The sequence below is a fragment of the Streptomyces sp. NPDC056738 genome, assembly GCF_042790435.1.
GTDB lineage: Bacteria > Actinomycetota > Actinomycetes > Streptomycetales > Streptomycetaceae > Streptomyces.
This window is the reverse complement of sequence record NZ_JBHTZF010000020.1, coordinates 61,820-86,572: the sequence shown is the minus strand read 5'-3', so window position 1 is coordinate 86,572 and position 24,753 is coordinate 61,820. Positions and strand designations below refer to the sequence as shown.

23 protein-coding genes and 1 riboswitch are annotated in these 24,753 nt (G+C 71.3%); of the genes, 17 read left to right on the top strand and 6 right to left on the bottom strand.

The window, feature by feature from the left end; genetic code table 11:
* Positions 1–8: 8 nt before the first annotated feature.
* From ACFRIC_RS37005 to ACFRIC_RS36995, 3 genes are all read right to left on the bottom strand, one after another.
* Entirely contained in the window at positions 9–938 is a 930-nt protein-coding gene (locus tag ACFRIC_RS37005) for an LLM class F420-dependent oxidoreductase (RefSeq protein WP_382795613.1), read from the bottom strand.
* 92 nt (positions 939–1,030) lie between these two features.
* Positions 1,031–1,705 carry a DUF5995 family protein gene (locus tag ACFRIC_RS37000; protein ID WP_382795610.1) on the bottom strand — a complete coding sequence of 225 codons (675 nt, stop codon included), beginning with the start codon at positions 1,703–1,705 and terminating at the stop codon, positions 1,031–1,033.
* Positions 1,706–1,812: 107 nt separating this feature from the next.
* Complete coding sequence (locus ACFRIC_RS36995; protein WP_382795607.1) at positions 1,813–3,204, bottom strand: uracil-xanthine permease family protein; 1,392 nt, start codon at positions 3,202–3,204, stop codon at positions 1,813–1,815.
* Between the two features lie 121 nt (positions 3,205–3,325).
* Between ACFRIC_RS36995 and ACFRIC_RS36990 the strand changes: the two genes are divergently transcribed.
* Entirely contained in the window at positions 3,326–4,666 is a 1,341-nt protein-coding gene (locus tag ACFRIC_RS36990; RefSeq protein WP_382795605.1) for an alginate lyase family protein, read from the top strand.
* A 103-nt stretch (positions 4,667–4,769) separates the two neighbouring features.
* Complete coding sequence (locus ACFRIC_RS36985; protein ID WP_382795602.1) at positions 4,770–5,228, top strand: acyl-CoA thioesterase; 459 nt, start codon at positions 4,770–4,772, stop codon at positions 5,226–5,228.
* Here the strand turns inward: ACFRIC_RS36985 and ACFRIC_RS36980 are convergent.
* A complete protein-coding gene (locus tag ACFRIC_RS36980) occupies positions 5,188–6,399 on the bottom strand; it encodes an MFS transporter (protein WP_382795599.1) in 1,212 nt (403 codons plus the stop codon). The genes ACFRIC_RS36985 and ACFRIC_RS36980 overlap by 41 nt on opposite strands.
* Before the next feature lie 131 nt (positions 6,400–6,530).
* On the opposite strand from ACFRIC_RS36980, the gene ACFRIC_RS36975 reads away from it, so the two are divergent.
* From ACFRIC_RS36975 to ACFRIC_RS36930, 10 genes are all read left to right on the top strand, one after another.
* Positions 6,531–7,763, top strand: coding sequence for an ROK family transcriptional regulator (locus tag ACFRIC_RS36975; protein ID WP_382795597.1), 1,233 nt, complete (start codon positions 6,531–6,533; stop codon positions 7,761–7,763).
* A 386-nt stretch (positions 7,764–8,149) separates the two neighbouring features.
* Positions 8,150–8,280: riboswitch (FMN riboswitch) on the top strand.
* A gap of 154 nt (positions 8,281–8,434) precedes the next feature.
* Complete coding sequence (locus ACFRIC_RS36970; RefSeq protein WP_382795594.1) at positions 8,435–9,070, top strand: riboflavin synthase; 636 nt, start codon at positions 8,435–8,437, stop codon at positions 9,068–9,070.
* Complete coding sequence (locus tag ACFRIC_RS36965) at positions 9,067–9,702, top strand: nicotinamide riboside transporter PnuC (protein ID WP_382795592.1); 636 nt, start codon at positions 9,067–9,069, stop codon at positions 9,700–9,702. Before ACFRIC_RS36970 ends, ACFRIC_RS36965 begins: the two co-directional genes overlap by 4 nt.
* Positions 9,699–11,036: a bifunctional 3,4-dihydroxy-2-butanone-4-phosphate synthase/GTP cyclohydrolase II gene (locus ACFRIC_RS36960; RefSeq protein ID WP_382795589.1), complete on the top strand. Its 1,338-nt coding sequence runs from the start codon at positions 9,699–9,701 to the stop codon at positions 11,034–11,036. The genes ACFRIC_RS36965 and ACFRIC_RS36960 overlap by 4 nt, the downstream gene beginning before the upstream one ends.
* A gap of 92 nt (positions 11,037–11,128) precedes the next feature.
* The gene (gene ribH, locus ACFRIC_RS36955) at positions 11,129–11,614 is read left to right on the top strand and encodes a 6,7-dimethyl-8-ribityllumazine synthase (RefSeq protein WP_151468514.1); all 486 of its coding nucleotides are present in this window, start codon (positions 11,129–11,131) and stop codon (positions 11,612–11,614) included.
* Positions 11,615–11,648: 34 nt separating this feature from the next.
* Complete coding sequence (locus tag ACFRIC_RS36950; protein WP_355773816.1) at positions 11,649–11,921, top strand: phosphoribosyl-ATP diphosphatase; 273 nt, start codon at positions 11,649–11,651, stop codon at positions 11,919–11,921.
* An 83-nt stretch (positions 11,922–12,004) separates the two neighbouring features.
* Positions 12,005–12,862: an ATP phosphoribosyltransferase gene (hisG, locus tag ACFRIC_RS36945; RefSeq protein WP_382795585.1), complete on the top strand. Its 858-nt coding sequence runs from the start codon at positions 12,005–12,007 to the stop codon at positions 12,860–12,862.
* A 14-nt stretch (positions 12,863–12,876) separates the two neighbouring features.
* Entirely contained in the window at positions 12,877–13,344 is a 468-nt protein-coding gene (locus ACFRIC_RS36940) for a PH domain-containing protein (protein WP_382795582.1), read from the top strand.
* Positions 13,345–13,542: 198 nt separating this feature from the next.
* A complete protein-coding gene (locus ACFRIC_RS36935) occupies positions 13,543–14,874 on the top strand; it encodes a hemolysin family protein (protein WP_382795579.1) in 1,332 nt (443 codons plus the stop codon).
* On the top strand, positions 14,871–15,956 hold the full coding sequence (locus ACFRIC_RS36930) for a hemolysin family protein (RefSeq protein WP_382795576.1): 1,086 nt from the start codon (positions 14,871–14,873) through the stop codon (positions 15,954–15,956). Before ACFRIC_RS36935 ends, ACFRIC_RS36930 begins: the two co-directional genes overlap by 4 nt.
* Positions 15,957–16,032: 76 nt before the next feature.
* Here ACFRIC_RS36930 and ACFRIC_RS36925 read toward each other — a convergent pair whose 3' ends face one another.
* Both ACFRIC_RS36925 and ACFRIC_RS36920 read right to left on the bottom strand, forming a co-directional pair.
* A complete protein-coding gene (locus ACFRIC_RS36925) occupies positions 16,033–17,898 on the bottom strand; it encodes an AAA family ATPase (RefSeq protein WP_382795573.1) in 1,866 nt (621 codons plus the stop codon).
* Between the two features lie 467 nt (positions 17,899–18,365).
* Positions 18,366–18,986 carry a uridine kinase gene (locus ACFRIC_RS36920; protein ID WP_382795710.1) on the bottom strand — a complete coding sequence of 207 codons (621 nt, stop codon included), beginning with the start codon at positions 18,984–18,986 and terminating at the stop codon, positions 18,366–18,368.
* Positions 18,987–19,262: 276 nt separating this feature from the next.
* Between ACFRIC_RS36920 and ACFRIC_RS36915 the strand changes: the two genes are divergently transcribed.
* The 5 genes from ACFRIC_RS36915 to ACFRIC_RS36895 all read left to right on the top strand — a co-directional run bounded on the left by ACFRIC_RS36915 (position 19,263) and on the right by ACFRIC_RS36895 (position 24,678).
* Positions 19,263–20,219, top strand: coding sequence for a hypothetical protein (locus ACFRIC_RS36915; protein WP_382795570.1), 957 nt, complete (start codon positions 19,263–19,265; stop codon positions 20,217–20,219).
* 52 nt (positions 20,220–20,271) lie between these two features.
* The gene (locus ACFRIC_RS36910; RefSeq protein ID WP_382795567.1) at positions 20,272–21,813 is read left to right on the top strand and encodes an amino acid permease; all 1,542 of its coding nucleotides are present in this window, start codon (positions 20,272–20,274) and stop codon (positions 21,811–21,813) included.
* 277 nt (positions 21,814–22,090) lie between these two features.
* Positions 22,091–23,443 carry a peptidase C39 family protein gene (locus tag ACFRIC_RS36905; RefSeq protein ID WP_382795564.1) on the top strand — a complete coding sequence of 451 codons (1,353 nt, stop codon included), beginning with the start codon at positions 22,091–22,093 and terminating at the stop codon, positions 23,441–23,443.
* Between the two features lie 268 nt (positions 23,444–23,711).
* Positions 23,712–23,858 carry an SCO1431 family membrane protein gene (locus ACFRIC_RS36900; RefSeq protein ID WP_382795561.1) on the top strand — a complete coding sequence of 49 codons (147 nt, stop codon included), beginning with the start codon at positions 23,712–23,714 and terminating at the stop codon, positions 23,856–23,858.
* A gap of 136 nt (positions 23,859–23,994) precedes the next feature.
* Complete coding sequence (locus ACFRIC_RS36895) at positions 23,995–24,678, top strand: TetR/AcrR family transcriptional regulator (RefSeq protein ID WP_382795559.1); 684 nt, start codon at positions 23,995–23,997, stop codon at positions 24,676–24,678.
* Positions 24,679–24,753: the final 75 nt, after the last annotated feature.

Genomic DNA, 24,753 nt, shown 5'->3' with positions numbered 1-24,753 from the left:
CGCCGGGGTCACACCCCGGCCGCCCGCGCCGCTTCGTACACCTCGGCCGCCACGTCCTTCAGCTCCTCGGCGTCCCGGACCTCGCTCTGCAGGTCGAGGAAGATCTCGTCCAGGCCGATCTCGGCGTGGGCGACCAGGTCCGCCACGATCTGTCCGACGTCACCCTGGAAGGGCTGCCGGTCCTCGCCCGCGTACGGCTTGGGCGTGTAGCGGGGGTTGGTGCGCAGCACGGTCCGCAGCGGCCGGGTGCGCCCGCGCTCGGCGGCCAGGTCCCGCAACCGGCTCCACTGCGCGGCCAGTTGCTCGACGCCCATGCCGATCGGCATCCACCCGTCCGCGTCGTCGACGAGCCGGCGCCTGGCCTTGCCCGTGTTGGCGGCGAGCAGGATCGGGATCGGCCGGGCCGGCTTGGGGCCGACCACGGCCGAGGCGATCCGGGTGAGGGTGCCGTCGTACACCACGGGGTCGGGGCCCCACACCGCGCGGCACACCTCGATCACCTCGTCCAGGGCGTCGCCGCGCTCCTCGAAGGGACGCGCGGAGGCGGCCGCGTACTCGTCGAGGGACCAGCCCGTGCCGAGACCCGCCACCACCCGGCCGCCGCTGGCCGCGTCGAGGGTGGCGAGGGCCTTGGCGAGCTGGAAGGGCGTGTGCAGCGGCGCGACCAGGACGCTGGTGCCCAGCTCGACGCGCTCGGTGACCGCCGCCGCGAGGGCCAGGGTCACCAGGGGGTCGGCGACACCGCGGTAGGAGTCCGGCCAGGGCAGTCCCTCGACGCCGTACAGCCCCTGGGTCGGGGGGTCCGGGAACAGGGCCCGCTCGAAGACCCACAGGCTGTCGAACCCGATCGCCTCCGCTGCGCGTGCCACGCCGGGCACGTCCCGGCCGAGGTCGAAGTGCTTCATCTGCGGGAGGGTGAGGCCGAGTCGCGTCGTCATACGGGAGTACTCCTTCGCATCCGGGTGTGCCGGCAAGTCAACGTACAGTGAGCGTCCGGTTGTTCCGGCGCGGAGCGTGGCGCGTGGCCGGATCAGTCCGGCAGGGGAGTGAGCAGCATCCGGCCGGCCAGGCCCACCGCCGCGTCGAGGCGGTCGCCGAACTCCTCGGCCAGGTCGGGCAGTCCGCGCAGCGCCCACAGGGCCCGCGCCGCGGCCCAGGTGGCCTCGCGGGCCCGCTCCAGACTCCAGGAGCCGAGCAGATGGGTGAGCGGATCGGCGATCTGGAGCACGTCCGGTCCGGGCATCAGCTCCTCGCGGATGCGTTCCTCCAACGAGACGAGGAGATCGCCCACGCGCTCGAACTCGTCCTCCAGGTCGGCCGGTTCGCAGCCGAGCGCACGGCAGGCGTCGACGACGGCGAGCGCGAGATCGTGGCCGATGTGGGCGTTGATGCCGGCGAGCGCGAACTGGAGGGGCCGAACTCCCGGATGGCGGCGGAAGCGCAGCAGCGGCCGCCAGCAGGCGGGTGCCCGGCCCTCCTCGGCCACCGCCAGATAGCGCTCCGCGAACCGTACGTCCAGCGTCTCCGCGGCCTGCCGGTCGGGGAACACCCCGGCGTCCAGCCGACGGTCGAACTCCTCGGTGACCCTGAGGTAGACACGGTTGAAGACCGCGAGCCCGTCGCGCCCGGGAAGCGTCGCGTCCAGGACGCGCATACGGGCGACGACCGTGTCGACGGGGGTGGTGAACTGCGCCGGATGGGCCATGGGGGCAGCGTCCCAGTCCTGGGGCGCCCCGGGTGCCGCCGGGCCGACGACTTCCCCAGAACGGGGGAACGGCCGGGCGGCCCGGGGACTTCCGCGGCGGAGTCCGTCTAGGCGCCCGCGCGCTGATCCCCGGGATCGTCGTACGCCGACGTCCCCGCGTCGAGCAGCGGTTCGGACCGCAGGTGGGGCGGGGCCATCGCCCGCAGCGCGTGATAGCCGGTGATCACGACGATGGTGCCCAGCGCGATGCCGTTCAGCGAGAAGTTGTCCGTGAACTTCAGGGTGACGCCGCCGATGCCGATGATGATGCCCGCGGCGGCGGGGACCAGGTTCAGCGGATTGCGCAGGTCCACCCGGGCGTTGAGCCAGATCTGCGCGCCGAGCAGCCCGATCATGCCGTAGAGGATGACGGTGATGCCGCCGAGGACACCGCCCGGGATCGCCGCGACCACCGCGCCGAACTTGGGGCACAGCCCGAAGAGCAGGGCGAAACCGGCGGCGGCCCAGTAGGCGGCCGTGGAGTAGACCCGGGTCGCGGCCATGACGCCGATGTTCTCGGAGTACGTGGTGTTGGGCGGGCCGCCGACCGCGGTGGAGAGCATGGAGGCGGCGCCGTCCGCGGAGATCGCGGTGCCCAGTTCGTCGTCCAGCGGGTCGCCGGTCATCTCGCCGACGGCCTTGACGTGCCCGGCGTTCTCCGCGACCAGCGCGATGACCACCGGCAGCGCGACGAGGATCGCGGACCACTGGAACGTCGGTCCGTGGAACGACGGCAGTCCGATCCAGTCGGCCCGCTCGACCCCGGAGAGGTCCAGACGCCAGTGGTCGGTGACCTTGCCGCTCGCGTCCGCCGCGTGGATCCGGCCGAAGATCCGGTCGAAGGTCCAGGAGATCGCGTAGCCGAAGACCAGGCCCAGGAAGATCGCGATGCGGGACCAGAATCCGCGCAGGCACACCACGGCCGCGCCGGTCACCAGCATGGTGAGCAGCGCGGTCCACTGGTCCTGCGGCCAGTACGTGGAGGCGGTCACCGGCGCCAGGTTGAACCCGATCAGCATGACGACCGCGCCGGTCACGATCGGCGGCATCGCCGCGTGGATGACCCTCGCCCCGAACCGCTGGACGGCCAGACCCACCAGGAACAGCGCGACGCCGACCACGAAGCAGGCGCCGGTCACCGTGGCGCTGGTGCCGCCCTGCGCGCGGATCACGGCGGCGACACCGACGAAGGAGAGCGAACAGCCCAGGTAGCTGGGCACCCGGCCACGGGTGGAGAGCAGGAAGATGACCGTCGCGACCCCGGACATCATGATCGCGAGGTTGGGATCGAGCCCCATCAGGACGGGTGCCACGAAGGACGCCCCGAACATGGCCACCACGTGCTGGGCGCCGAGCCCGAAGGTCCGGGGCCAGGAGAGGCGTTCGTCGGGGCGGACGACCGCTCCCGGGGCGGGGGTCCGCCCGTCGCCGTGCAGTTTCCAGCGGACGCCTAGGTCCATGGTGCGGGTTCGCTTTCTCTGTACGTGAATGTGTCCGGACCATTGTCACGTCCGAACAGGCCCCCTACGCTCAACCGGTCCATCTCATGAACATCGTTCATATGTATGATCGGAGTGTTCTGTGAGCGCACGATCCGGACCGGGCCTGACGATCGCGGCGGCCCTGGTCACCCTCGCCCTCCTGGCCGCCCCCTCGGCGTCCGCCCGTACGACGTCCCCGCCCGCACCCGAGGCGCCCGCCCGCTCCGCGTCCGCGGCCGTCCCCGCGGCATCGGGCCGGGCCGGGTCCGAACCACCGGAGACCGTGGTCCTCGACGGCGGCCGGCTGCTCCGCACCCGGGCCCGGCTGGCGAAGGGCGACCACCGACTCGCCCGGGCACTCCGGGAGTTGACGGCCCGCGCCGACAACTGGCTGGACCAGGGCCCCTGGACGGTCGTCGACAAACCGAGACCCGCGCCCGGCGGCGACGTCCACGACTACCTCAGCCAGGCCCCCTACTGGTGGCCCTCGCAGCCGCCCACCGCCGACAACCCCTGGGGGTGCCCCTACGTCCAGCGGGACGGGCAGCGCAATCCCGAGGTCGACACCGGCACCGACCGCCAGGACGTGGAGAAGGTGTTCGACTCGACGTACGACCTCGCGCTCGCCTGGTACTACACCGGCGAGAAGCGGTACGCCGTGAAGGCCGGCCAGGTCCTGCGCACCTGGTTCCTGGACCCGGCCACCCGGATGAACCCGAACCTGGACCACGGCCAGTTCATCCCCTGCAAGTACGACGGCCGTGCCATCGGCATCATCGACTTCTCGCAGTCCTACACGAGCGTCCTCGACGCGATCGCCCTCCTGGACACCGGCGCCCCCGGCTGGTCCCGGCGCGACCGGGCCGCGATGCTCGCCTGGAACACCGGCTACCGCGACTGGCTGAAGGACGGTGCCTTCGGCAAGGAGGAGGGCGCGGCGCGCAACAACCACGGCACCTTCTACGACATGCAGCTCGCCGCCCTCGCCTGCGCGACCGGCGACAAGGACCTCGCCCGGCGCACCGTGCTCGCCGCGGGCCCCCTGCGCGTCGACCCGCAGATCGCCCCCGACGGCGGCCAGCCCCAGGAGCTCGCCCGGACCCGGAGCTGGCACTACTCGACCTTCGACCTGGTCGCGTACACCCGGCTCGCGGCCATCGGCCGCAAGGTCGGCGTGGACCTGTGGGCGTACCGGGGGCCGGACGGGCAGAGCCTGACCAGGGCCGTCGACTACCTGCTGCCCGCCGCGACCGCCGCCGAGCCGTGGAACCATCCCGAGCTGGAGTTCCACCGCTTCGCGGCGAGCGATGTCGTGCACGCCGCGGCCGACGCGGGGGACCGGGCCGCGCGGGCCGCCGTGCCGCGGCTCGAAGCGCCGCCCGGCGGTGATCTGTGGGAGCTGCGGCCGGCCGCCGAGCAGCTCGACTCGATCGCGGGCTGATCCCGCCCGGACGGGGTTCCTGAGCGTTTGCTTAGGATGGGGGAGTCCTTTCAGCCAGGCCCGCCCCGTGAGCGCGCCGCAGCACGCTCCAGGAGCCCCGCCCGTGACCGCCGAAGCACCCGTCGCCCCCGCCCTCCCGTACGGACGGCTTCTGCCCGTCACCGTCCACTTCGACGACCTCGACGCGCTCGGGCTGCTGCACAACGCCCGCTACCCGGTCATGGTCGAGCGGGCCTGGGCCGCGCTCTGGAACGAGCGCGGCTTCGGCTTCGACGGCGACTGGGAGGCGGCCGGGGACTCGTGCAACGCGGTCAAGGAACTGCGGATCAGCTACGAGGCCCCGGTCAGCCGGCCCGGCCCGTACGCCGTCCACCTCTGGCTGGACCGGCTCGGGAACACCGGCCTGACCTACGGCTTCCGGTTCTGCTCGCCCGACGGCGCGGTCACCTACGCGCACGGGACCCGGGTGCTCGTCCGGCTCGACGCCGGGACGCTGCGCCCGACGCCGTGGAGCGAGCGGTTCAGGGCCGTGGGCCGGGAACTGCTGCGCTCGGAGGGCTGACCTTCGGGCTGACGCGATCCCCGGCGCGCAGCACACCCGCCAGCGCGACCAGCCCGAGCGCCAGGACCGTCACCAGGACGAACGACACCATCAGGTTCGTCGCCTGCGCCACGGACCCGATCAGACTCGGCGCGATGAGCCCCGAGGTGTACGTGATGGTGGCGACGCCGGCGATGGCCTGGCTGGGGTTGGGGCCGCTGCGTCCGGCCGCCGCGAAGCAGAGCGGCACGACGACCGCGATCCCGAGGCCGAGCATCGCGAAGCCGCTCATCGCCAGCGCCGGATGCTCCGCGACGACGATCAGCGCACCGCCGGCCACGGCCAGCACGCCGCCCGCCCGCACGGTGCGCACGGCGCCGAAGCGGTTCACCACCGTGTCCCCGACCAGCCGTGCCACGGCCATGGTGAGCATGAAGCCGGTCGTGCAGGCCGCGGCGAGAGCGGCCGAGCTGTCCAGCCGGTCGCGCAGATAGACCGCCGACCAGTCCAGGCTCGCGCCCTCCGCGAAGACCGCGCAGAAGCCGACCGCGCCGATGAGCAGCGCCGAGCGGGGCGGCAGCGCGAACCGCGGCGGCGGCTCCTCGTCCTCGGCGGGCTGGAGGTCGAGCACCCAGCGGCAGGCGGCCAGACCGAGGAGCGTGAGGGTCGCCGCGGCCAGGGCGTGGTGCAGGCGCGCGTCGGCGCCCAGATGCGCGGCGAGCGTGCCGGCCGCCGCGCCGATCAGCGCGCCGCCGCTCCACATGCCGTGCAGCCCGGACATGATCGACTTGTCGAGACGGTTCTCGACCTCGACCCCCAGCGCGTTCATGGCGACGTCCGCCATCCCCGCCGTGGCGCCGTACACGAACATGGCGAGGCACAGCGTCACCAGGTTCGGCGCCAGGGACGGCAGGACCAGCGCCAGCGTCCACAGGGCGATGAGCCCGCGCAGCGCCGTGCGGCTGCCGAAGTGATGGGTGATGCGGCCGGCCAGCGGCATCGAGCAGGACGCGCCGAGCGCGGTGAAGGCGAGGGCGAATCCGAGTTGCCCCGCGCTGACCGAGGCGTGGTCCTGGATCCACGGCACCCGGGTCGCGAAGGACCCGGTGACGGCTCCGTGCACGGCGAACACGGCCGCCACGGCGTACCGGGCGCGCCTGACCTCGCGTTGGTCGTGGACGACTTCACTCATGCTCGGGCCCCTCCCCAGGTGATGGTTCCACGGTGTGCCGCCGTAAACTATCAGGAACCCTGCCTGATAAATAGATGAGTGCTCGCCGCCCGGTCGTCCGGCGGCCCCGGCGATCTGGGAGGATTCCCGCCATGCCCGCATCCCCGAGCACCGCACGGGCCATCAACGACCGGCTCGCCCTGCGGCTGCTGCAGCAGGAAGGCCCTTTGACGGCCACGCGGTTGAAGCAGCTCACCGGACTGTCCCGGCCGACCGTCGCCGACCTCGTCGAACGCCTCACCGCCTCCGGCCTCGTCACCGTCGTCGGGGAATCGGGGGAGCAGCGGCGCGGTCCGAACGCGCGGGTCTACGGGATCGTCGCGGACCGCGCCCACCTGGCCGCGCTGGACGTCCGTACGGAGGGGGTCTCCGTCGTCGTCTCCGATCTGGTCGGCCGCGTCCTGGCCGAGGCGTCCGCGCCCATCGGGGAGGACACCGGGACCGGACCGGCCGTGGAGCGGGCGGTGGCGCTGGTCGAGCGGGTGGCGAAGGAGGCCGGCACCCTCGGGGCGCCGCCCCCGCGCGAACGCGACCGGGGGTGGGGCAGGCTGCACACCGTCGGCATCGGGGCGCCCGGTCTGATCGATCCGGTCAGCGGTGAGCTCCGCAACTCCACCGGCCTGCCCGAGTGGCACCGGCGCCTGGTCGCGGCCCTCCAGGAACGGCTTCCCGAGGCCCGCGTCCTCGTCGAGAACGAGACCAACCTCGCGGCCATCGCCGAACAGCGGGACGGCGTCGCCCGCGACCGCGACACCTTCGTCCTGCTGTGGCTCGGACACGGCACCGGCGCCGCCGTCGTCCTCGACGGCGCCCTGCGCCGCGGCGCCTCCGGGGGGACCGGGGAGATCGGCTTCCTGCCCGTGCCGGGCACCACGAGCCTGCCCTCGGCCACCGACTGCGGGGGCGGCTTCCACTCGCTGGTCGGGTCCGCGGCGATCGCGGAGCTGGCGGCGGAGCACGGCCTGACGGCGCGGCCCGAGGGCCACGAACCGCATGCCGCCGCGCTGGTGCGGGAGGCCCTGGCGGCGCCCGGCTCCGCGGCGGCCGACGGCTTCCTCGGCGTCCTCGCCGACCGCCTCGCCATCGGGGCGGCCTCCGTCAGCGCCGTACTCGACCCCGGATGTGTCGTCCTGGGCGGCGAGGTGGGCCGGGCGGGCGGCGAGGAACTCGCGGCGCGGGTCGCACGGCGGCTCGCCGGTATGTCGCCGCTCCCGACCGAGGTGCGCGCGAGCACGCTGGGCGGCGGCGCGGTGCTGCGCGGCGCCCTGCTGACCGCGCGCGACGGCGCCCAGGACGAACTGTTCGCACCGCCGTCGTCCCGGTAGGCGCGGTCGCTCCGCCGTCGTGGTCCCCGTGGGCAACGGTCCTGCTGCTGCGGTCCCGGCATGCCGGGCATGCCCGGCATGGGTCCGGCTGGAGACCCGGCGGCGGGGCAAGGGCCTTCGTCACCGCCGCCGGGTCGATCGTGGGGGGACCGGCAATGAATGATCACGCAGTCTTGATCGAGGACATTAAGAGGACTAGACCAGAGCGTCAATAGGTATGGACCAGTTGCGCGAACCCGGGTCGTGCCGCAAGGCCGCCCGGGGCCAAGGGGGTTGGCCGCGCGACCGCTCCGCGGAAGTCCATGCCGACCGGCTGTGAGCCACCCCACAGGCATGCGGCCGTATGGCCGACGATCGGGCGTGGCACACTGGCCATGTACCAGAAGCAGCGCACTCCGGGGTCGGTGTAATTCCGAACCGGCGGTTACAGTCCGCGACCCGGTCGCTTCCAGCGGCCGGTTGACCAGGTGAAATTCCTGGACCGACGGTTAAAGTCCGGATGGGAGGCAGTGCGCGGCGGGCGGGCATTTCGTGCGCGCTGCCGTTTGTTGCTGCTCGTCCTGCGGGACGGGTGTCCTTTCGGCGTCGCTCCCGGTGTGCCGCTGTCCGCTCATTCTGTCGTCATCGACAGCCCCGGAGTCCGTGCCCCATGAGGCAGGAGGACCCGGGAAGTGTTCACCGGAATCGTCGAAGAGCTGGGTGAGGTCACCGCCGTCGAGATGCTCGACGACGCCTCGCGTTTCCGGCTGCGTGGCCCCGTCGTCACGCAGGGCGCGCAGCACGGCGACTCCATCGCCGTCAACGGAGTCTGTCTCACCGTGGTCGAGCACGAGGGCGACGAGTTCACCGCCGACGTCATGGCCGAGACCCTGAACCGCTCCAGCCTCGGGGCCCTCACCGTCGGCTCCCGCGTCAACCTGGAACGGCCGATGGCCGTGGGCGACCGCCTCGGCGGCCACATCGTGCAGGGACACGTCGACGGCACCGGCTCGGTCATCGAGCGCAAGCCGTCCGAGAACTGGGAGATCGTCAAGATCTCGCTGCCCGCCGACCTTTCGCGCTATGTCGTCGAGAAGGGCTCCATCACCGTCGACGGCATCAGCCTGACCGTGGTCGACGCGGGCCCCGACTTCTTCACCGTCAGCCTCATCCCCACCACCCTCGACCTGACCACCCTGGGCCACAAGCAGCCCGGCGACCCGGTCAACCTCGAGGTCGACGTCATCGCCAAGTACGTCGAGCGCCTGCTCGGCCCGCGCGGCGCGCAGTCCGGCGGTCTGCCCGGTGGCGAGGGGGCCGGCCGGTGAACTGGCTCAACTCCGAGGCGTTCGTCCTGCTCGACCAGCACATCCTCTGGTCGGACATGATCGGCAACGTGATCGGCCTGATCGCCCTCGCGCTCGGCTGGCGCCGGTCCGTGTGGAGCTGGCCCGTCCAGCTCCTGTCCGGACTGGTCCTCTTCGCCGCCTTCTACGGCCACCTCACCGGCAGCGCCGGCAAGCAGGTCGTGGTCATCGCCGTCGCCCTGTGGGGCTGGTGGCAGTGGAACCGCGGCGAGGGCAAGGACGGCCGCGTCTCCGTGCGGTTCGCCACCTGGCGCGAACGCGCGTACATGGCGGGCGCCGCAGCCGTCGGCACCCTCGCCGTCAGCGGCCTGTTCCACGCGTACCCGACGCTGTCCTGGGACCCCTGGCCCGACGCCTACATCTTCGTCGGCACGATCGTCGCCATGTACGCGCAGGCCCGCGGCATGGTCGAGTTCTGGTTCGCCTGGCTGCTCGTCGACGTGGTGGGCGTCCCGCTCAACTTCGCCAACGGCTACGCCTTCTCCGGTTTCGTCTACGTCCTGTACGGCGCGCTCGTCCTGTGGGGCATGCGCGACTGGTGGCTGCGCTCCCGTGAGGCCGGGCAGCCCGTCATGGAAGGAGCCCCGGCATGACAACGGCGCCGGTTTGGTACAGCACCGGGCACGATCAGGATGCCTCGGACTTCGCGCTCGACCCCGTCGAGCAGGCCATCGCCGACATCGCGGCCGGCCGCCCCATCGTGGTCGTCGACGACGAGGACCGCGAGAACGAGGGCGACCTCGTCGTCGCCGCCGAGATGGCGACCCCCGAGATCGTCGCCTTCATGATGAGCGAGTGCCGCGGACTGATCTGCGCGCCCATGGAGGGCGACGAACTCGACCGGCTGCGGCTGCCGCAGATGGTCGACGACAACACCGAGTCGATGAAGACCGCGTTCACCGTGTCGGTGGACGCCTCCGCCGCCCACGGGGTCACCACCGGCATCTCGGCGGCCGACCGCGCCGCCACCCTGCGGCTCCTCGCGGACGGTGTCTCGGAAGCCGACGACTTCGTACGCCCGGGCCACATCTTCCCGCTGCGCGCCCGGCCCGGAGGCGTGCTGGCCCGCAACGGCCACACCGAGGCCGCCGTCGACCTCGCCCGGCTGGCGGGACTGCGTCCGGCCGGGGCGATCGTCGAGATCGCCGGCGAGGACGGCCGGATGCTCCGGCTGCCCGAGCTGATCCCCTTCGCCCGCAAGCACGGGCTGACGATCATCTCCATCGAGGACCTGATCGCCTACCGTCGCACCGCGGAACGCGCGCTTGCGGCCGAGACGGCCGCGGCCCCCGCCGCGCCCACCGTCCGGCGCGAGGCCGAGGTCCGGCTCCCCACCGCCTTCGGCGAGTTCACCGCGTACGGCTACCGCTCCACCGCCGACGGCGTCGAGCACGTCGCCCTCGTGCACGGTGAGATCGGCGACGGCGAGGACGTCCTGGTCCGCGTCCACTCCGAGTGCCTGACCGGCGACGTCTTCCACTCGCACCGCTGCGACTGCGGACCCCAGCTCCAGACGTCCATGGAGCGCATCCAGGCCGAGGGCCGGGGCATCGTGGTCTACCTCCGCGGCCACGAGGGGCGCGGTATCGGCCTGCTCTCCAAGCTCCGCGCGTACGAGCTCCAGGAGCGCGGCCGGGACACCCTGGACGCCAACCTGGAACTCGGCCTGCCCGCCGACGCCCGGGACTACGGCGCGAGCGCGCGGATCCTGGAGGACCTCGGCGTCCGCAGCCTGCGTCTGATGACCAACAACCCCGACAAGACCGACGCGCTCGTCCGCTACGGACTGCGTGTCACCGGCAGGGAGCCCATGCCCGTCCAGGCGGGCGAGCACAACCTCGGCTATCTGCTGACCAAGCGGGACCGGATGGGGCACGACCTGCCCTGGCTCGACGCGACCACCGTGTCGGCCTGCGGGAGCCAGTGACCCGTACGACCGGCACCACGGCACGACACAGCACCAACCATCGGCAACACGGCACTATCGGCAACACGGCACAGCGGGACTGAAGGAGAGACGTGAGCGGCAAGGGTGCACCTGAACTGTCCGTACGCAACTGCGGCGACCTGCGGGTCGCGGTCATCGCGGCACAGTGGCACGACAAGGTGATGGACGGTCTCGTGGACGGCGCGCTGCGCGCCCTGCGCGAGCTGGGAATCGACGAGCCGACCCTGTTGCGGGTCCCCGGCAGCTTCGAACTGCCGGTCGCCGCCAAGGTCCTGGCGGGCCGCGGCTACGACGCGATCGTCGCGCTCGGCGTCGTCATCCGCGGCGGAACCCCCCACTTCGAGTACGTGTGCCAGGGGGTCACCCAGGGACTCACCCAGGTCTCCATCGACACCGGTGTCCCCATCGGCTTCGGAGTGCTCACCTGTGACACCGAGGAGCAGGCCCTGGACCGCGCGGGCATCGAGGGCTCCAACGAGGACAAGGGCCACGAGGCGGTGACGGCCGCCGTGGCGACCGCGGCCACCCTCCGCTCAGTATCCGAACCCTGGCACTGAGGCGGGGCCCCGAGCGCGTAGGGTGAGGACCACCATGTCCAAGAAGACGTTCGAGGAGCTCTTCACCGAGCTCCAGCACAAGGCCACCACGGGCGATCCCGCCACCTCGCGCACCGCCGAGCTCGTCGGCAAGGGCGTTCATGCCATCGGCAAGAAGGTCGTCGAAGAGGCCGCAGAGGTCTGGATGGCCGCCGAGTACGAGGGCAAGGACGCCGCCGCCGAGGAGATCTCGCAGCTCCTCTACCACGTCCAGGTGATGATGGTCGCGCGCGGGATCTCCCTCGACGACGTGTACGCGCATCTGTAGGGGCTCTCTCCACAGCCCCACGGCACGGCACGTCCGCCCGTCCCACCCACCCCGAACACCATCGAGCAAAGGAAGCCGACCTCATGCTGCGCATCGCCGTCCCCAACAAGGGTTCCCTCTCAGGACCTGCGGCGGACATGCTGCATGAGGCCGGCTACCAGCAGCGCCGGGAGTCCAAGGAACTGCGGATCGTCGACCCGAACAACGAGGTCGAGTTCTTCTACCTCCGCCCCCGGGACATCGCGATCTACGTCTCCTCCGGCCGGCTCGACATCGGCATCACCGGCCGGGACCTGCTGGTCGACTCCGGAGCGAACGCCGAGGAGATCCTCCCGCTCGGCTTCGCCCGCTCCACCTTCCGATTCGCCGCCAAGCCGGGCACCGCGAACGGCATCGCGGACCTGAAGGGCCGCACGGTCGCCACCTCCTACGAGGGCATCGTGGCCGGACACCTCGCCGACCACGGCATCGACGCCTCCGTCGTGCACCTCGACGGAGCCGTCGAGACCGCCATCGAACTCGGTGTCGCCGAGGTCATCGCGGACGTCGTCGAGACGGGCACCTCGCTGCGCAACGCCGGCCTGGAGATCTTCGGCGAGCCGATCATGAAGTCGGAGGCCGTGGTCATCCGCCGGGTCGGAGCCGGCCCCACCGAGGACGCCGAGCCCAAGGTGCAGCAGTTCCTGCGCCGCCTCCAGGGCGTGCTCGTCGCGCGGACCTACGTGATGATGGACTACGACTGCCGCGCCGAGCACCTGGAGAAGGCCGTCGCGCTCACTCCCGGCCTGGAGTCGCCGACCATCTCGCCGCTGCACAACGAGGGCTGGGTCGCCGTCCGCGCCATGGTCCCCTCCAAGGAGGCCCAGCGGATCATGGACGACCTGTACGAGCTCGGCGCGCGGGCCATCCTGACCACGGCCATCCACGCCTGCCGGCTCTGACAGGATCAACGGACATGTCGGACCTTCCCACCCTTCCCATAACCTTCCGCCCCTCCCGTACCCGGGCGGTGCTGCTCACCGCGGGCGCCTCGATCCTTGTGGTCATCACCACGGTCGCCATGCTTCTGGAGCAACTCGGCCCGGGGGAGCGGCTCAGCTTCATCTTCACCGCGGCACTGCTCTTCGGAGTGCTCCTGCTGCTCTCGCGGCCCAAGGTCGTCGCCGACGAGAACGGCGTCACGGTCGTCAACATCGCGAGCCGCCGACACCTGGACTGGGCGGAGATCGTGCAGGTCAACCTGCGTACGGGCGACCCCTGGGTGTTCCTCGACCTCACCGACGGCACCAGCCTCCCGGCCCTCGGCATCCAGCCGGGCATCGCCAGGCAGCGCGCCATCGAGGACGCCCGCGCCCTGCGCGCGCTCGTCTCGGCCCGCGGAATCCAGGAGCCCGACGGCCACCGCGGCGAACATCGGGGCTGACTCTCGGCCCTCCACCCTGCCCTGAGAGCCCATGTCTTGATTAATCTGTCGGCGGAGGCGTTTTTCATCGCGCCTCCGCCTCCGATGTGCTCCCGCCCTCAGAGGCCCCCTGCTACCCGAGGAGTGACTCCCTCCAGCGATGGACGGATCGTCCTGTAGTACCTGCGCCGCCCCCTTCCGACATAGCGAGGCGGCGGCATGACCATCCCCCTGTTGCTCCTTGGCGCGGCATTCCTGCTGATTCTCGCCAACGGCTTCTTCGTGGCCGCGGAGTTCGGACTCGTCACCGTCGAGCGCCCCGAGGCCGAGAAGGCCGCTGCCGAAGGCGACGAACGCGCCGGCACGGTCGTCGAGTCGCTCAAGGAGCTGTCCTTCCAGCTCTCCGGCACCCAGCTCGGCATCACCATCACCTCGCTGGTCGTCGGCATGCTCGCCGAACCGGCCCTGGCCCAGCTCCTGGACGGCCCGTTCGAGGCCCTCGGACTGCCCGAGGGCGCGGTGCCCGGCTTCGCCGTGGTGACCGGCATGCTGCTGGCCTCGGCCGTGCAGATGGTCGTCGGTGAACTCGTGCCCAAGAACTGGGCGGTCTCCAAGCCGCTCCAGGTGGCCCGCTTCGTCGCCGGCCCGCAGCACGTCTTCTCCCGCCTCTTCCGGCCGGTCATCGCGGCGCTGAACACGGTCGCCAACCGCCTCGTCCGTGCCCTGGGCGTGGAACCCGCCGAGGAGCTGGCCTCCGCCCGCACCCCCGGCGAACTGATCTCCCTGGCCCGTCACTCGGCCCGCGCAGGCGCCCTGGAGCAGGACACCGCGGACCTCTTCGTCCGCACGATGTCCCTGGCCGACCTCACCGCGCAGCACGTCATGACGCCGCGGGTGAAGGTCAGCGCCCTCCAGGCCTCGGCCACCGCCGAGGACGTGGTCAACCTCACCCGCGCCACCGGTCTGTCCCGCTTCCCCGTCTACCGGGAGCGCATCGACGAGATCGTCGGCATGGTCCATCTCAAGGACGCCCTCGCGATCCCCTCGCACGACCGGCTGCGGACCCCCGTCGGCCGGATCGCCCAGGCCCCGCTGCTCGTCCCGGAGACCCTGCCCGTGCAGCCCCTCCTGGAGCGGCTGCGCAGCGAACAGCCCATCGCCGTCGTCGTCGACGAGTACGGCGGCACGGCCGGCGTGGTGACCCTGGAGGACATCGTCGAGGAACTCGTCGGCGAGGTCCACGACGAGCACGACGACGTGCAGGGCGAACAGCCCGAGCTCGCGGCCGCTCCGCCCGAGGACGGGAGGCCCGCCTGGGACGCCGACGGAAGCTGCCGGGTCGACATCCTGCGGCGCATAGGCCTCGACGTGCCCGAGGGGCCGTACGAGACCGTCGCCGGCCTCGTCGCCGATCTGCTCGGCAGGATCCCGGCCCCCGGTGACAAGGCCGAGCTGCCGGGCTGGCGCCTGGTGGTGCGGCAGGTCGGGCACTACCGTGCCGAACGCGTCCGCCTCGTGCGGACCGCGCTCGCCCCGGAGGCCGTCCGATGAGCATGCTCCAACTGCTGTTCGCGGGCCTTCTGGTACTCGCCAACGGCTTCTTCGTCGGAGCCGAGTTCGCGCTCGTGTCCGTACGGCGCAGCCAGATCGAGCCGCTGGGCACCGCCCGCTCCCGACAGGTCCTCTACGGCCTGGAGCGGCTGCCGCAGATGATGGCGGCGGCCCAGTTCGGCATCACCCTGTGCTCGCTGACCCTCGGCGCGGTCGCCGAGCCCACGGTCGCCCATCTGCTGGAGCCGCTGTTCGCGGCGGTCCGCCTGCCGGACGGGGTGATCCACCCCCTCGGGTACGTGATCGCGCTGGCCCTGGTCGTCTTCTTCCACCTCGTCATCGGCGAGATGGTGCCGAAGAACCTGGCGATGGCCGCGCCCGAGAAGACGGCCCTGTGGCTCAGCCCCGGACTCGTCGCCTTCGCCCGGGTGTGCCGCCCGGTCACGGTGGGCCTCGGCGCCTGCGCCCAGGTCATCCTCAAGCTGTTCCGGGTCGAGCCCAAGGACGAGGTCGAGGCGGTCTTCACCAGCGAGCAGCTCAACCGGCTGGTCGAGGACTCCGGACAGGCGGGACTGCTCGAACCCGAGGAGCAGGAGCGTCTGGAGGACGCCCTGGAACTCGGCTCCCGCCCCGTCACCGACGTCCTGCTGGACGGCGCCTCGCTGGTCACCGTCGATCCCTCGGTCACCCCGGGCCAGGTCGTCGCGCTCACCGCGCGCACCGGCTACTCCCGCTTCCCGGTGGTCGCGGAGAACGGCGCCTTCATGGGCTGCTACCTCCATGTGAAGGACGTCCTCGACCTGGAGGAGTCCGAGCGCGCGGTCCCGCAGCAGATGTGGCGGCCGATGACGACCCTGCGCTGCGAACTCCCCCTGGACGACGCCCTCACCGTGATGCGCCGTGCCGCGACGCATCTGGCCCAGGTCGCCGACGCCTCCGGGAAGGTTCTCGGCCTCGTGGCCCTGGAGGACGTCCTGGAGCTGCTGGTCGGTGAGGTCCGGGACCCGGCGCATCGCGATGTCACGCCGGTCCGGGTCGCCGAGCCGCGCGTCGGCCGGGCCGAGGAGGCGCTGGCGAGCTGACCGTGAGCGTGGGCCCCGGTTCCCGGCGCCGTGCGACCCGTGACGGTCGTACGGCCTCCGCGGGACCGGGGCCCTCTCACATCGCCGAGGGATCCTGGGGGCCCCGGCCCGACAGGACCTCCCCGTAGGCCTGCATGAGGTCGGGCAGCCGCAGGGTCGACAGGTCGTCGCGCGAGGGTGTGCCGGGGTATCCCGACAGCCGCAGATCGCGGTACGCGCAGCTCTTCTCGTACAGGGTGCGCAGGAACCGCCCGTTGCCGAGCTCGTCGATCCAGCCCTGGTCGACGACGTGCCCGGCGATCGATCGCAGTTCGTCCAGCGCCTCCTCGTCCCAGATGTCACCGTTCTCGGCGGCCAGCACCTCGCCGATGGAGGTCAGTTCGAGCGGGCGGTAGGAGGGGAAGTCCACGCGGCTGGTGAAGCGCGAGGACAGGCCGGGGTTGGCGGCGAGCAGCCGGTCCATGCCCTCGGGGTAGCCGGCGAGGATGACGACCAGGTGGTCACGGTTGTCCTCGGCCCGCTTCAGCAGCACCTGAAGGGCCTCGTCGCCGTACGCGTCGCCCTTGCCGTAGCCGGAGTTGGACAGGGAGTACGCCTCGTCCACGAACAGCACGCCGCCGATCGCCGAGTCGATCAGCTCGTTGGCCTTCACGGCGGTCTGGCCGAGGTACTCGCCGACCAGATCGGCCCGCTGGGCCTCGACCAGATGGTCCCCGCCGAGCAGCCCGAGCGCGTAGAAGACCCGGCCGAGAATGCGCGCCACCGTGGTCTTGCCGGTGCCCGAGGGGCCGGAGAAGACGAAGTGCCGTTTCGGCGGCTGCACCGGCAGCCCCTGCCCGGTGCGCAGCCTCGCCATGTTCAACTGCGCCGACAACGCCTTGACCTGCCGCTTCACCGGCTCCAGGCCGACCATGCGCTCCAGTTCGGCGAGCGCCTCGTCGAGCAGGGCGGGGTCGGTCGGTCCCGCCGGCATCGGCTGCACCGGGATCACGGCCTTCTCCCGGAAGCCGTCCGGCTGGGGCGGCAGTCCGCCGGGCGGCGAAGGATCGGCGTCCGGGAGCCGCAGGTCGCGCCCCTCGGTGCCGAACAGCGCGTCCATGCCGTCCGGGCCCTCCAGCACGTCCTGCCCGATCCCGGCCAGCGTGATCGCCGCGAGGTCGGCGGCCGCGTCGTCGTAGCCGTCCCCCTCGGCGATGGCGGCGAGCCGGGCCGAGGTGTCCATGAACGAGGGGTCGACCCGGTGCACCGCCCGGTACAGGGGCAGGGCCGCGGCGGACCGTCCGGTGCCCTCGTGGGCGCGGGCCAGCCAGTACCGCAGCTCCTTGCGCTGCGGCTGCTCGCTGCGACAGCGCATCAGCGCGGACGACAGCAGCGGCTCGGCCTGTCCGTACATCTCCAGCCTGACCCTCGCCATGCCGCCGAACAGTCCGGCCTCGATGCCCAGCATGGGATCGTTGATCAGCGGATCGGTGTGCCGCACCAACTGCTCCCAGTCCTTGACCAGATAGGCGCGGCACGCGTGCAGGAACCGCACCTGGTGGTCCGCGTCGACCGGCGGCAGTCCGGCCAACGCGCGGTCCAGTTCGGGGACATGGCGTCCGTCGAGCCAGTGCGAGGCGTGCGCGAGCAGCAGGTCGCGCGGGCTCTCCAGCACCGGCTGCACCCACCAGCCCAGCCAGTACCAGGAGTTGAGGGTGCGTCGGTGACGCGAACGCTGTTCGCCGAAGCGGTCGCGGTGCCGGAACATCCGCAGCAGCGCGGTCGTCGTGTCCACCCGTAGCGCGTGCAGTCCGAGCCAGCCGTCCGCCATACCGGGGTCCATCCGGACCGCGGCGCGGAACTCCTCCTCGGCCTGCGGGTAGGCGCCCATCGTGTAGGCGTCCACACCTCGCAGCCAGGCCAGGTCGGCCGGGGCCTCGGGGCCCTGCGTGCCGAAGTCCATCACGTCCCCCACAAACCGTGCCCCCGATGGTCGGGGAGTGCCTCGCGGATCAGGCCATCCCCTCGCCGCCGGGCCGGTGCCCGTCGGCAGCTCTGGTCGAACGACTGTGCCACGGACGGGAGTTGAAGCGGTGCGGCAGAGCAGCCGTCCGATGGTCGCACCGAAAGGCATGGTACCTGCGGTCGACGGGCCTGCCGAAGGGTGCGGCACAGCCCGTTCCACGAGGTGGGAGCAGATGGGGCGCACTGCGAACGGTGACCCAGGGTGAGCGAATCACGCCGTGGGGCGTCCGGAAAGAGAGGGTGTGGGCAGAACGAAGCCCCCGATCACGGGGGAACAACCGGGGGCTTCGCGACTGCGGGCGGCTCCCGAAGGGCCGCTGCTTCAGAACGTAAGACCTGTACGGCCCCCTGGTCAAGCAGAGTTGGGGTACTCAGGCAACTTCTGCGGAGTGGGTCTTCACAACGTCAGCACGCTGCGGATGGTCCATCACGGTGAGTGATGAACTGGTCCGGTCCAGACGTCCCAGCAGGCCCCGGCAGCACCTCGTATCCCTCCGGACACTGCCGCACCACATGGTCCGCGAAGGGCCGTGTGGGGTCCTCGGCGAAGTGCAGACGCTCGGCGCGGACCCACCCGTCCCAGAAGGCGCTCTGCGCCTGTCCGTCCCGTCGCCGCCCCCGCGCCCAGGCCTCCTCGTGGGGCAACTCCATCCACAGGAGCCGCGCGAGCCACGGCCGCAGCGCCCGGCGCCCCGCGCCGACGCCTTCGAGGAGCACCATGGGCGCGGCCGGCAGTTCGCGGACGGGTCCGAACTCCCGGGCGGTCCAGTCGTAGGCGGCGTAGCGCGCCGTCTCGCCGCGCCCGAACGGCTCGATCACCCCGCTCAGCAGCCGCCCGGTCCAGTCGAACAGTTCCTCGTGGGTGGCGATGTCGTCGAGGTGGAGCACGGGCGCGCCGCCGAGGGCCGTCGCCAGTCCCGCGGTGAACGTGGTCTTGCCGGAGCCGGCGTGACCGTCCACGCCGATCAGGCGGACGGGCCCGCAGGAGGGCGGCAGTCGGCGCAGCCGCGAGGCGAGGTCGTGAATGGGGTTTCCCGGGGGTGAGGTGCGAGGGCGGGGCGCGGTGTCGACGCGGCCCTGGGGAACATTCTATCGAGACGGCGTGCACAGCGGATCCACGGGTTCAGGATGGTGTCGCATTGAACTATTGATTGAACATTCCTCAAGAACTTCGGCGGCCGCCTCCGAAAAGTCCCGGCCGCATGGAACCGGCTATTTCGGATGGGGCGTTCCGGTACTCGGAGATGCTGAGTAGGGTTCCTGTTGCGGAACGCGAGCGTCGTACGTGGAAGACAGGGGAAGATGGCCGCGGGCTTATTCGAGGGGCAGTATGTGTGGCATCCGGCGGCCGACGACCGCAGACTCGCGAGTGTCTGCACGGACATCAGAGCCGGCCGCTATCTGAGTGCCCACGAAGCTCTGCGAGAGACCCGCTCCGACTACGGATTACGGGCGCATCGATCCCTGGTCGTCGCCTCCGAGGCCGCCGACTCCGATCTCGCCGAACGCTGGCTGGCGGAGGAGCAGACCCCCGAGGCCGCCCTGATGTGGGCCCGCGTGGCCGTCCTGCGGGCACTGCGCGCGGCCGACGCCAAGGACGACCGGGCCGAGGCCCTGGAACGCATAGCGCTGACGGCCTGCGACCGGGCCGCGCTGATGGACCGGGCGGATCCCACGCCCTGGGTCGCCCGGTTGTCCATGGCCCGGCTGCATGATCTGCGCGACCCGGCCCCGCAGGGGCTGCTGACCCAGCCTCCCGGCCCCTGGCGCCTGTTCTCGCACGTCCTGCGCCTCGACCCCTGGAACCGTGAGGGCCACCACCGGTTCCTGGCCTTCTTCTTCACGCGCTACGGCGGTTCCGTGAACGCGGCCTGGGACGTCGCCGCCTTCCTGAGCCAGCGCGCCCCCGCCTCCTCGCCGCTGCGGCTGCTGCCGCTGGTGGCCCTGGTGGAGAGCTACAACCCCACGCAACTGCTGGTCGACCGCACCTGGGAGCAGCCCCAGTGGCGTTCCACGGCGCTCGCGATCTACCAGAACTGGCTGCCGGAGGTGTCCGGATACCGCTTCACCCCGGTGCTCGACCTGGCGTATCTGGCGCACGCGCTGTTCATGGCGCAGCGCGAGTTCGAGGCGCGCGCCGTGCTCATGGCCATGGGGCCCTACGCCTGCCGTATGCCGTGGAGCGTGTTCGGTGAACCCGAGGAGCAGCTCTCCCGTGCCCGCCGCGCCTGCGGCCTGCCCGTGCCGGGGGCCGGCTGAGCGCCGGCCGCCCTCCCGATGTCCCGCACCACCCCCGAGAGAAAGGTCAGCCGTGTCAGAGCGAATATCGGTCCCGAGCCGGAGAGCGGGAGCGGGAGAGAGTTCCGTCGCCTTCGACGACGACGCGACGCTTCATGCGATGGGATATCCGAGAAAACTCACCCGTCGATTCCAGGCGTTCGACAATTTCGCCATCTCCTTCACCATCATCAACATTATTTCCGGTATTTTCTCGTCCTTCGGGTTCGGAATGAACGCCGGCGGCCCACGCATTCTCGTGTTCGGCTGGATCGGCGTCTCCGTGATGGTGCTCTTCATCGGCGCCGCGATGGCGGAGGTCGCCTCCGCCTATCCGACGAGCGGGGCGCTCTATTTCTCCGCCGGCAAGCTCGCCAAGCGGCACAAGGGCGCCTGGTCCTGGTACACCGGGTGGCTCAATTTCGTGGGTCAGGTCGGAGGCACGGCCGCCACCGGATACGCGGCCGCCACCTTCATCCAGGCCTTCGTCGCCCTGCAGTGGCACTCGTACGAGCCGACCGCCGAGCAGACGGTCCTGATCACGGCGCTGATCATCGTGCTCCAGGGTTTGGCCAATACCTACACCGTGCAGCTCGTCGCCCTGCTCAACCGGATCTCCGTGTGGTGGCTGCTGGTCGGGCTCGTCGTGATCGTGAGCACGCTCGTCGTGATGCCCGACGACCACCAGTCGGCCTCGTTCGTCACGCATTTCGCGAACAACACCGGTTTCACGAACGGGATTTACGGGGGGATGCTCGGGCTGCTGGTCACGAGCTGGACCTTCACCGGCTTCGACGGCAGCTTCCACATGTCCGAGGAAACGGTGCGGGCCACGGTCAACGCACCGAAGGGGATCACCCGTTCGATCGGCTATTCGGCGATCACCGGGCTGATCCTGATGCTTGCCCTCGTGTACAGCATTCACGATTATGACCGGGTCGCCTCGTCCTCGGCGCCGCCCGTCCAGATTCTCATCGACGGACTTGGCATGGGCATGGCTAAGTTCATCCTGCTGGTCGTCATCGGGTCCATGCTCTTCTGCGGGCTGGCCAACCTCACGAGCAACACCCGGCAGATCTTCGCCTTCTCCCGGGACGGCGCCATGCCGGGCTCGCGCTGGTGGCACTCCGTCTCGCCGCGCACCCGTACGCCGGTCAAGGCCGTCTGGCTCGCCGTCGCCTGCTCGCTGGCCCTCGTCCTGCCCGGCTGGTGGTCGCACACGGCCTTCACGGCCATCGTCAGCGTCAACGTCGTGGGGCTCTTCCTCGCCTACGCCGTGCCGGTCTTCCTGCGGCTGCGGCTCGGCGACGACTTCCAGCCCGGCCCCTGGAACCTGGGCCGCTGGAGCAAGCCCGTCGGCTGGGTGGCCGTGACCTGGATCCTCGCCAGCAGCGTGCTCTTCATGCTGCCCCAGGTCTCGCCGATCACCGGGGACAACTTCAACTACGCCTCGATCGCGCTCGCCGTGGTGCTGATCGTCGCGACGGTGTGGTGGTTCGCCACGGCGCGCCGCCGTTTCCAGGGCCCCGTCAGCTACGGCCGCCCCGACGAGGTCGCCGCCATGGACCTCGTCTGACCGTCGGCCCCCTCGGCCCCGGCGTCCGCCGGGGCCGAGGGCGTGTCCGAGAACGTCGTGCCCTCCGCCCGCCGTGCAAGGGCGACGTTCACGGAGGTGTCCCCGGGCTTCCCAGGTCATGCCAGTGGTCCCGACCAATATTGGTGGGCGTGGCACGGGCCGAAGTGCTGGCAGAAGTCGCCCTCCGGCGTCCATAGTTGGCGCACAACAGAGCATTCTTTGTCACACGACAGAGCATTGGGCCCGCCCGTTCCGGACACCTGGGGGTTCTCCACCCATGAGCAGAGCCGAACAGCCGTCCCGCAGAATCGTCCTTGCCGCCGCGGTGGCCGCGGCGGCGGTGGGGGCCGCGGGGCCGCCGGCCGCCGCCGCACCGGGCCGCCGGACCAGGGCGCCCGGGGGACTCGTCGACAACCGTGCCTGGACCTCGTACAGCGACTGGCGTTCGGGCGGCGCGCGAGGCGCGCGCGCCGTGCCGGGCGTCCGCCCCGGGCTCGCGATCGGCGCCCCGGCCGGCACGACCGACTACACCGACCCGCACACCGGCAGGACCGCCACCTGGGAGTACGCGACCTGGACCTCCCCGGTCCACCGGCTCGCCGTCCCCGCCACGGAGGTCATCGCCTCCTGGAACGCGCACACCCCGGCCGGCACGTGGATCCAGGTCGAGCTGACCGGCACCTACTCCGACGGCACGGACACGCCCTGGTACGTGATGGGCCGCTGGGCCTCCGGTGACCAGGACATCAGGCGCACCTCCGTGGACGACCAGACCGACGGACGCAGCACGATCTGGACGGACACGTTCTCCATCGACGACGCCGCCTCCGGACTGCGCCTCGCCTCGTACCGGCTGCGCCTGACCCTCTACCGCACCCCGGGCTCCAAGACCACGCCGCTCGTGTGGCGGCTGGGCGCGATGGGCTCCGACGTCCCCGACCGCTTCACCGTCCCCGCCTCGGCCCCGGGCCTCGCCCAGGAGCTGAACGTTCCGCGGTACTCGCAGGAGATCCACGCCGGCCAGTACCCCGAGTACGACAACGGCGGCGAGGCCTGGTGCAGCCCCACCTCCTCGCAGATGATCATCGAGTACTGGGGACGCAGGCCCACCGCCGAGCAGCTCGCCTGGGTCGACCCGGCCTACGCCGACCCTCAGGTGTGCCTCGCGGCCCGCTCGACGTACGACTACCAGTACGCCGGATGCGGCAACTGGCCCTTCAACGCCGCCTACGCCGCCACGTACAAGGACCTCCAGGGCGTGGTGACCAGGCTCGGCTCGCTCACCGACCTGGAGACGCTGATCGCGGCCGGCATCCCGGCCATAACGTCCCAGTCGTTCCTGAAGACCGAGCTGACGGGTGCGGGCTACGGCACCTCGGGCCACCTCATGACGGTCATAGGGTTCACCGCGGACGGCGACGTGATCGCCAACGACCCGGCCTCGCCCGGCGACGACGCGGTACGGCGGGTCTACAAGCGCTCCGAGTTCGAGACGATCTGGCTGCGGACCAAGCGCTACAACGCCTCCGGGAAGGTCGTCTCCGGCACCGGCGGGGTCTGTTACCTGTACTTCCCGGCGCATCCCTCGGCGCGCCAGCGCAAGGCGCTCGCGGCGGTGGGCATCCGCTGACGCGACCGGCGGCCCCCGCCGGCCGGGGGTCGCCGGGCCGGCCGGAGCGCCGTCCCCGCGGGGGCGGTTCCGGCCCGGCCGGGGCCGTGTGACCAGACGCACAGACGGTGGCATCCGGGCGGAATCCAGCGGGATCCGGTGCCTCCGCACCGCGGACGTGACCTGGGTCTCTACCGGTGACCGCGGCTCCGGTGGCAAGGTGGTCGGGTCGGTGGGGAGCCGACGGCAGGCGGGGGACGTCACCGCACCACTACGTCAGCGAGATGCCATGACCGCGAGTTCCGCCACCGCCCCTCGTCTCGGCACCCGTACCGGAGGCCCGAAGGACGACGGCCCGAAGATCCTCGAACACGTCGTGGGCTGGATCTTCGTCGTGGTCGTGGCGATGCTCGTGACGCAACTCGGTCTGATCTGAGACGGCGCCGCCGCCTGAGGCCCCGAGGCCCGCTCCCGTACCGGGCGAGCGGGACGCCGATCGCCCCCGGATGACGGTCGGCACGGTTCTGCCATACTGCGCATGTTCCGTCGGCAGTTGGAGACCAGGGCCGGAATTGAATAATAGTCAACAACGCGAGGTCGACCGCCCCCGGGCGCGGGGCACCGACCGCTCGCTGGCGCGCCGCGCCGAACTCATCGCCATCGGGCGGAAGTTGTTCGCCGACACGTCGTACGACGCCCTGTCGATGGACGACATCGCACGGCAGGCGCATGTCGCCAAGGGGCTCATCTACTACTACTTCAAGTCCAAGCGCGGCTACTACCTCGCCATCGTCGAGGAGTCGGTCGCGGAACTGGTCTCACGGGCCGCCGACGGTCTGGAACTCCCTCCGGTGGAGCGGGTCCAGCGCACGATCGACGGCTACCTCCGCTATGCCGAGCACAACCAGGCCGCCTATCGCACGATCATCGCGGGCGGCGTGGGCTTCGACACCGAGGTGCAGGCGATACGCGACGGTGTGCGCGAGGCGATCGTCGCGACGATCGCCGAAGGGGCGTACGGCAGGGGGAGGGTCGGACCGCTTCCGCGCATCGCCCTGCTCGGCTGGCTGCACAGCGTGGAGGGGGCCACCCTCGACTGGATCGGCCATCCGGTGCTGCCGCGCGAGACCATGCGTGAACTGCTGGTCAAGATGCTGGGGGGCACCATGCGCGCGGTCGAGGAACTCGATCCCTCGTACGCGGCCCCGCCCGACGCCCGGCGGGACGGGCGACTGACGGAACACTATGAGGACTAGACCACTCTGTCAATGGTCCGGACCAATTCGGCAGCGGTCTCGATGGCGGTCTTGGCGGCGGTCTCGGCGGCTGGC

Bases quoted from the DNA above. Each gene is read 5' to 3' on its own strand.
- ACFRIC_RS37005 (WP_382795613.1), bottom strand. From the start codon at position 938: ATGACGACGCGACTCGGCCTCACCCTCCCGCAGATGAAGCACTTCGAC.
- ACFRIC_RS37000 (WP_382795610.1), bottom strand. From the start codon at position 1,705: ATGGCCCATCCGGCGCAGTTCACCACCCCCGTCGACACGGTCGTCGCC.
- ACFRIC_RS36995 (WP_382795607.1), bottom strand. From the start codon at position 3,204: ATGGACCTAGGCGTCCGCTGGAAACTGCACGGCGACGGGCGGACCCCC.
- ACFRIC_RS36980 (WP_382795599.1), bottom strand. From the start codon at position 6,399: ATGAGTGAAGTCGTCCACGACCAACGCGAGGTCAGGCGCGCCCGGTAC.
- ACFRIC_RS36975 (WP_382795597.1), top strand. From the start codon at position 6,531: ATGCCCGCATCCCCGAGCACCGCACGGGCCATCAACGACCGGCTCGCC.
- ACFRIC_RS36960 (WP_382795589.1), top strand. From the start codon at position 9,699: ATGACAACGGCGCCGGTTTGGTACAGCACCGGGCACGATCAGGATGCC.
- ACFRIC_RS36950 (WP_355773816.1), top strand. From the start codon at position 11,649: ATGTCCAAGAAGACGTTCGAGGAGCTCTTCACCGAGCTCCAGCACAAG.
- hisG (WP_382795585.1), top strand. From the start codon at position 12,005: ATGCTGCGCATCGCCGTCCCCAACAAGGGTTCCCTCTCAGGACCTGCG.
- ACFRIC_RS36940 (WP_382795582.1), top strand. From the start codon at position 12,877: ATGTCGGACCTTCCCACCCTTCCCATAACCTTCCGCCCCTCCCGTACC.
- ACFRIC_RS36935 (WP_382795579.1), top strand. From the start codon at position 13,543: ATGACCATCCCCCTGTTGCTCCTTGGCGCGGCATTCCTGCTGATTCTC.
- ACFRIC_RS36930 (WP_382795576.1), top strand. From the start codon at position 14,871: ATGAGCATGCTCCAACTGCTGTTCGCGGGCCTTCTGGTACTCGCCAAC.
- ACFRIC_RS36925 (WP_382795573.1), bottom strand. From the start codon at position 17,898: ATGGACTTCGGCACGCAGGGCCCCGAGGCCCCGGCCGACCTGGCCTGG.
- ACFRIC_RS36915 (WP_382795570.1), top strand. From the start codon at position 19,263: ATGGCCGCGGGCTTATTCGAGGGGCAGTATGTGTGGCATCCGGCGGCC.
- ACFRIC_RS36905 (WP_382795564.1), top strand. From the start codon at position 22,091: ATGAGCAGAGCCGAACAGCCGTCCCGCAGAATCGTCCTTGCCGCCGCG.
- ACFRIC_RS36900 (WP_382795561.1), top strand. From the start codon at position 23,712: ATGACCGCGAGTTCCGCCACCGCCCCTCGTCTCGGCACCCGTACCGGA.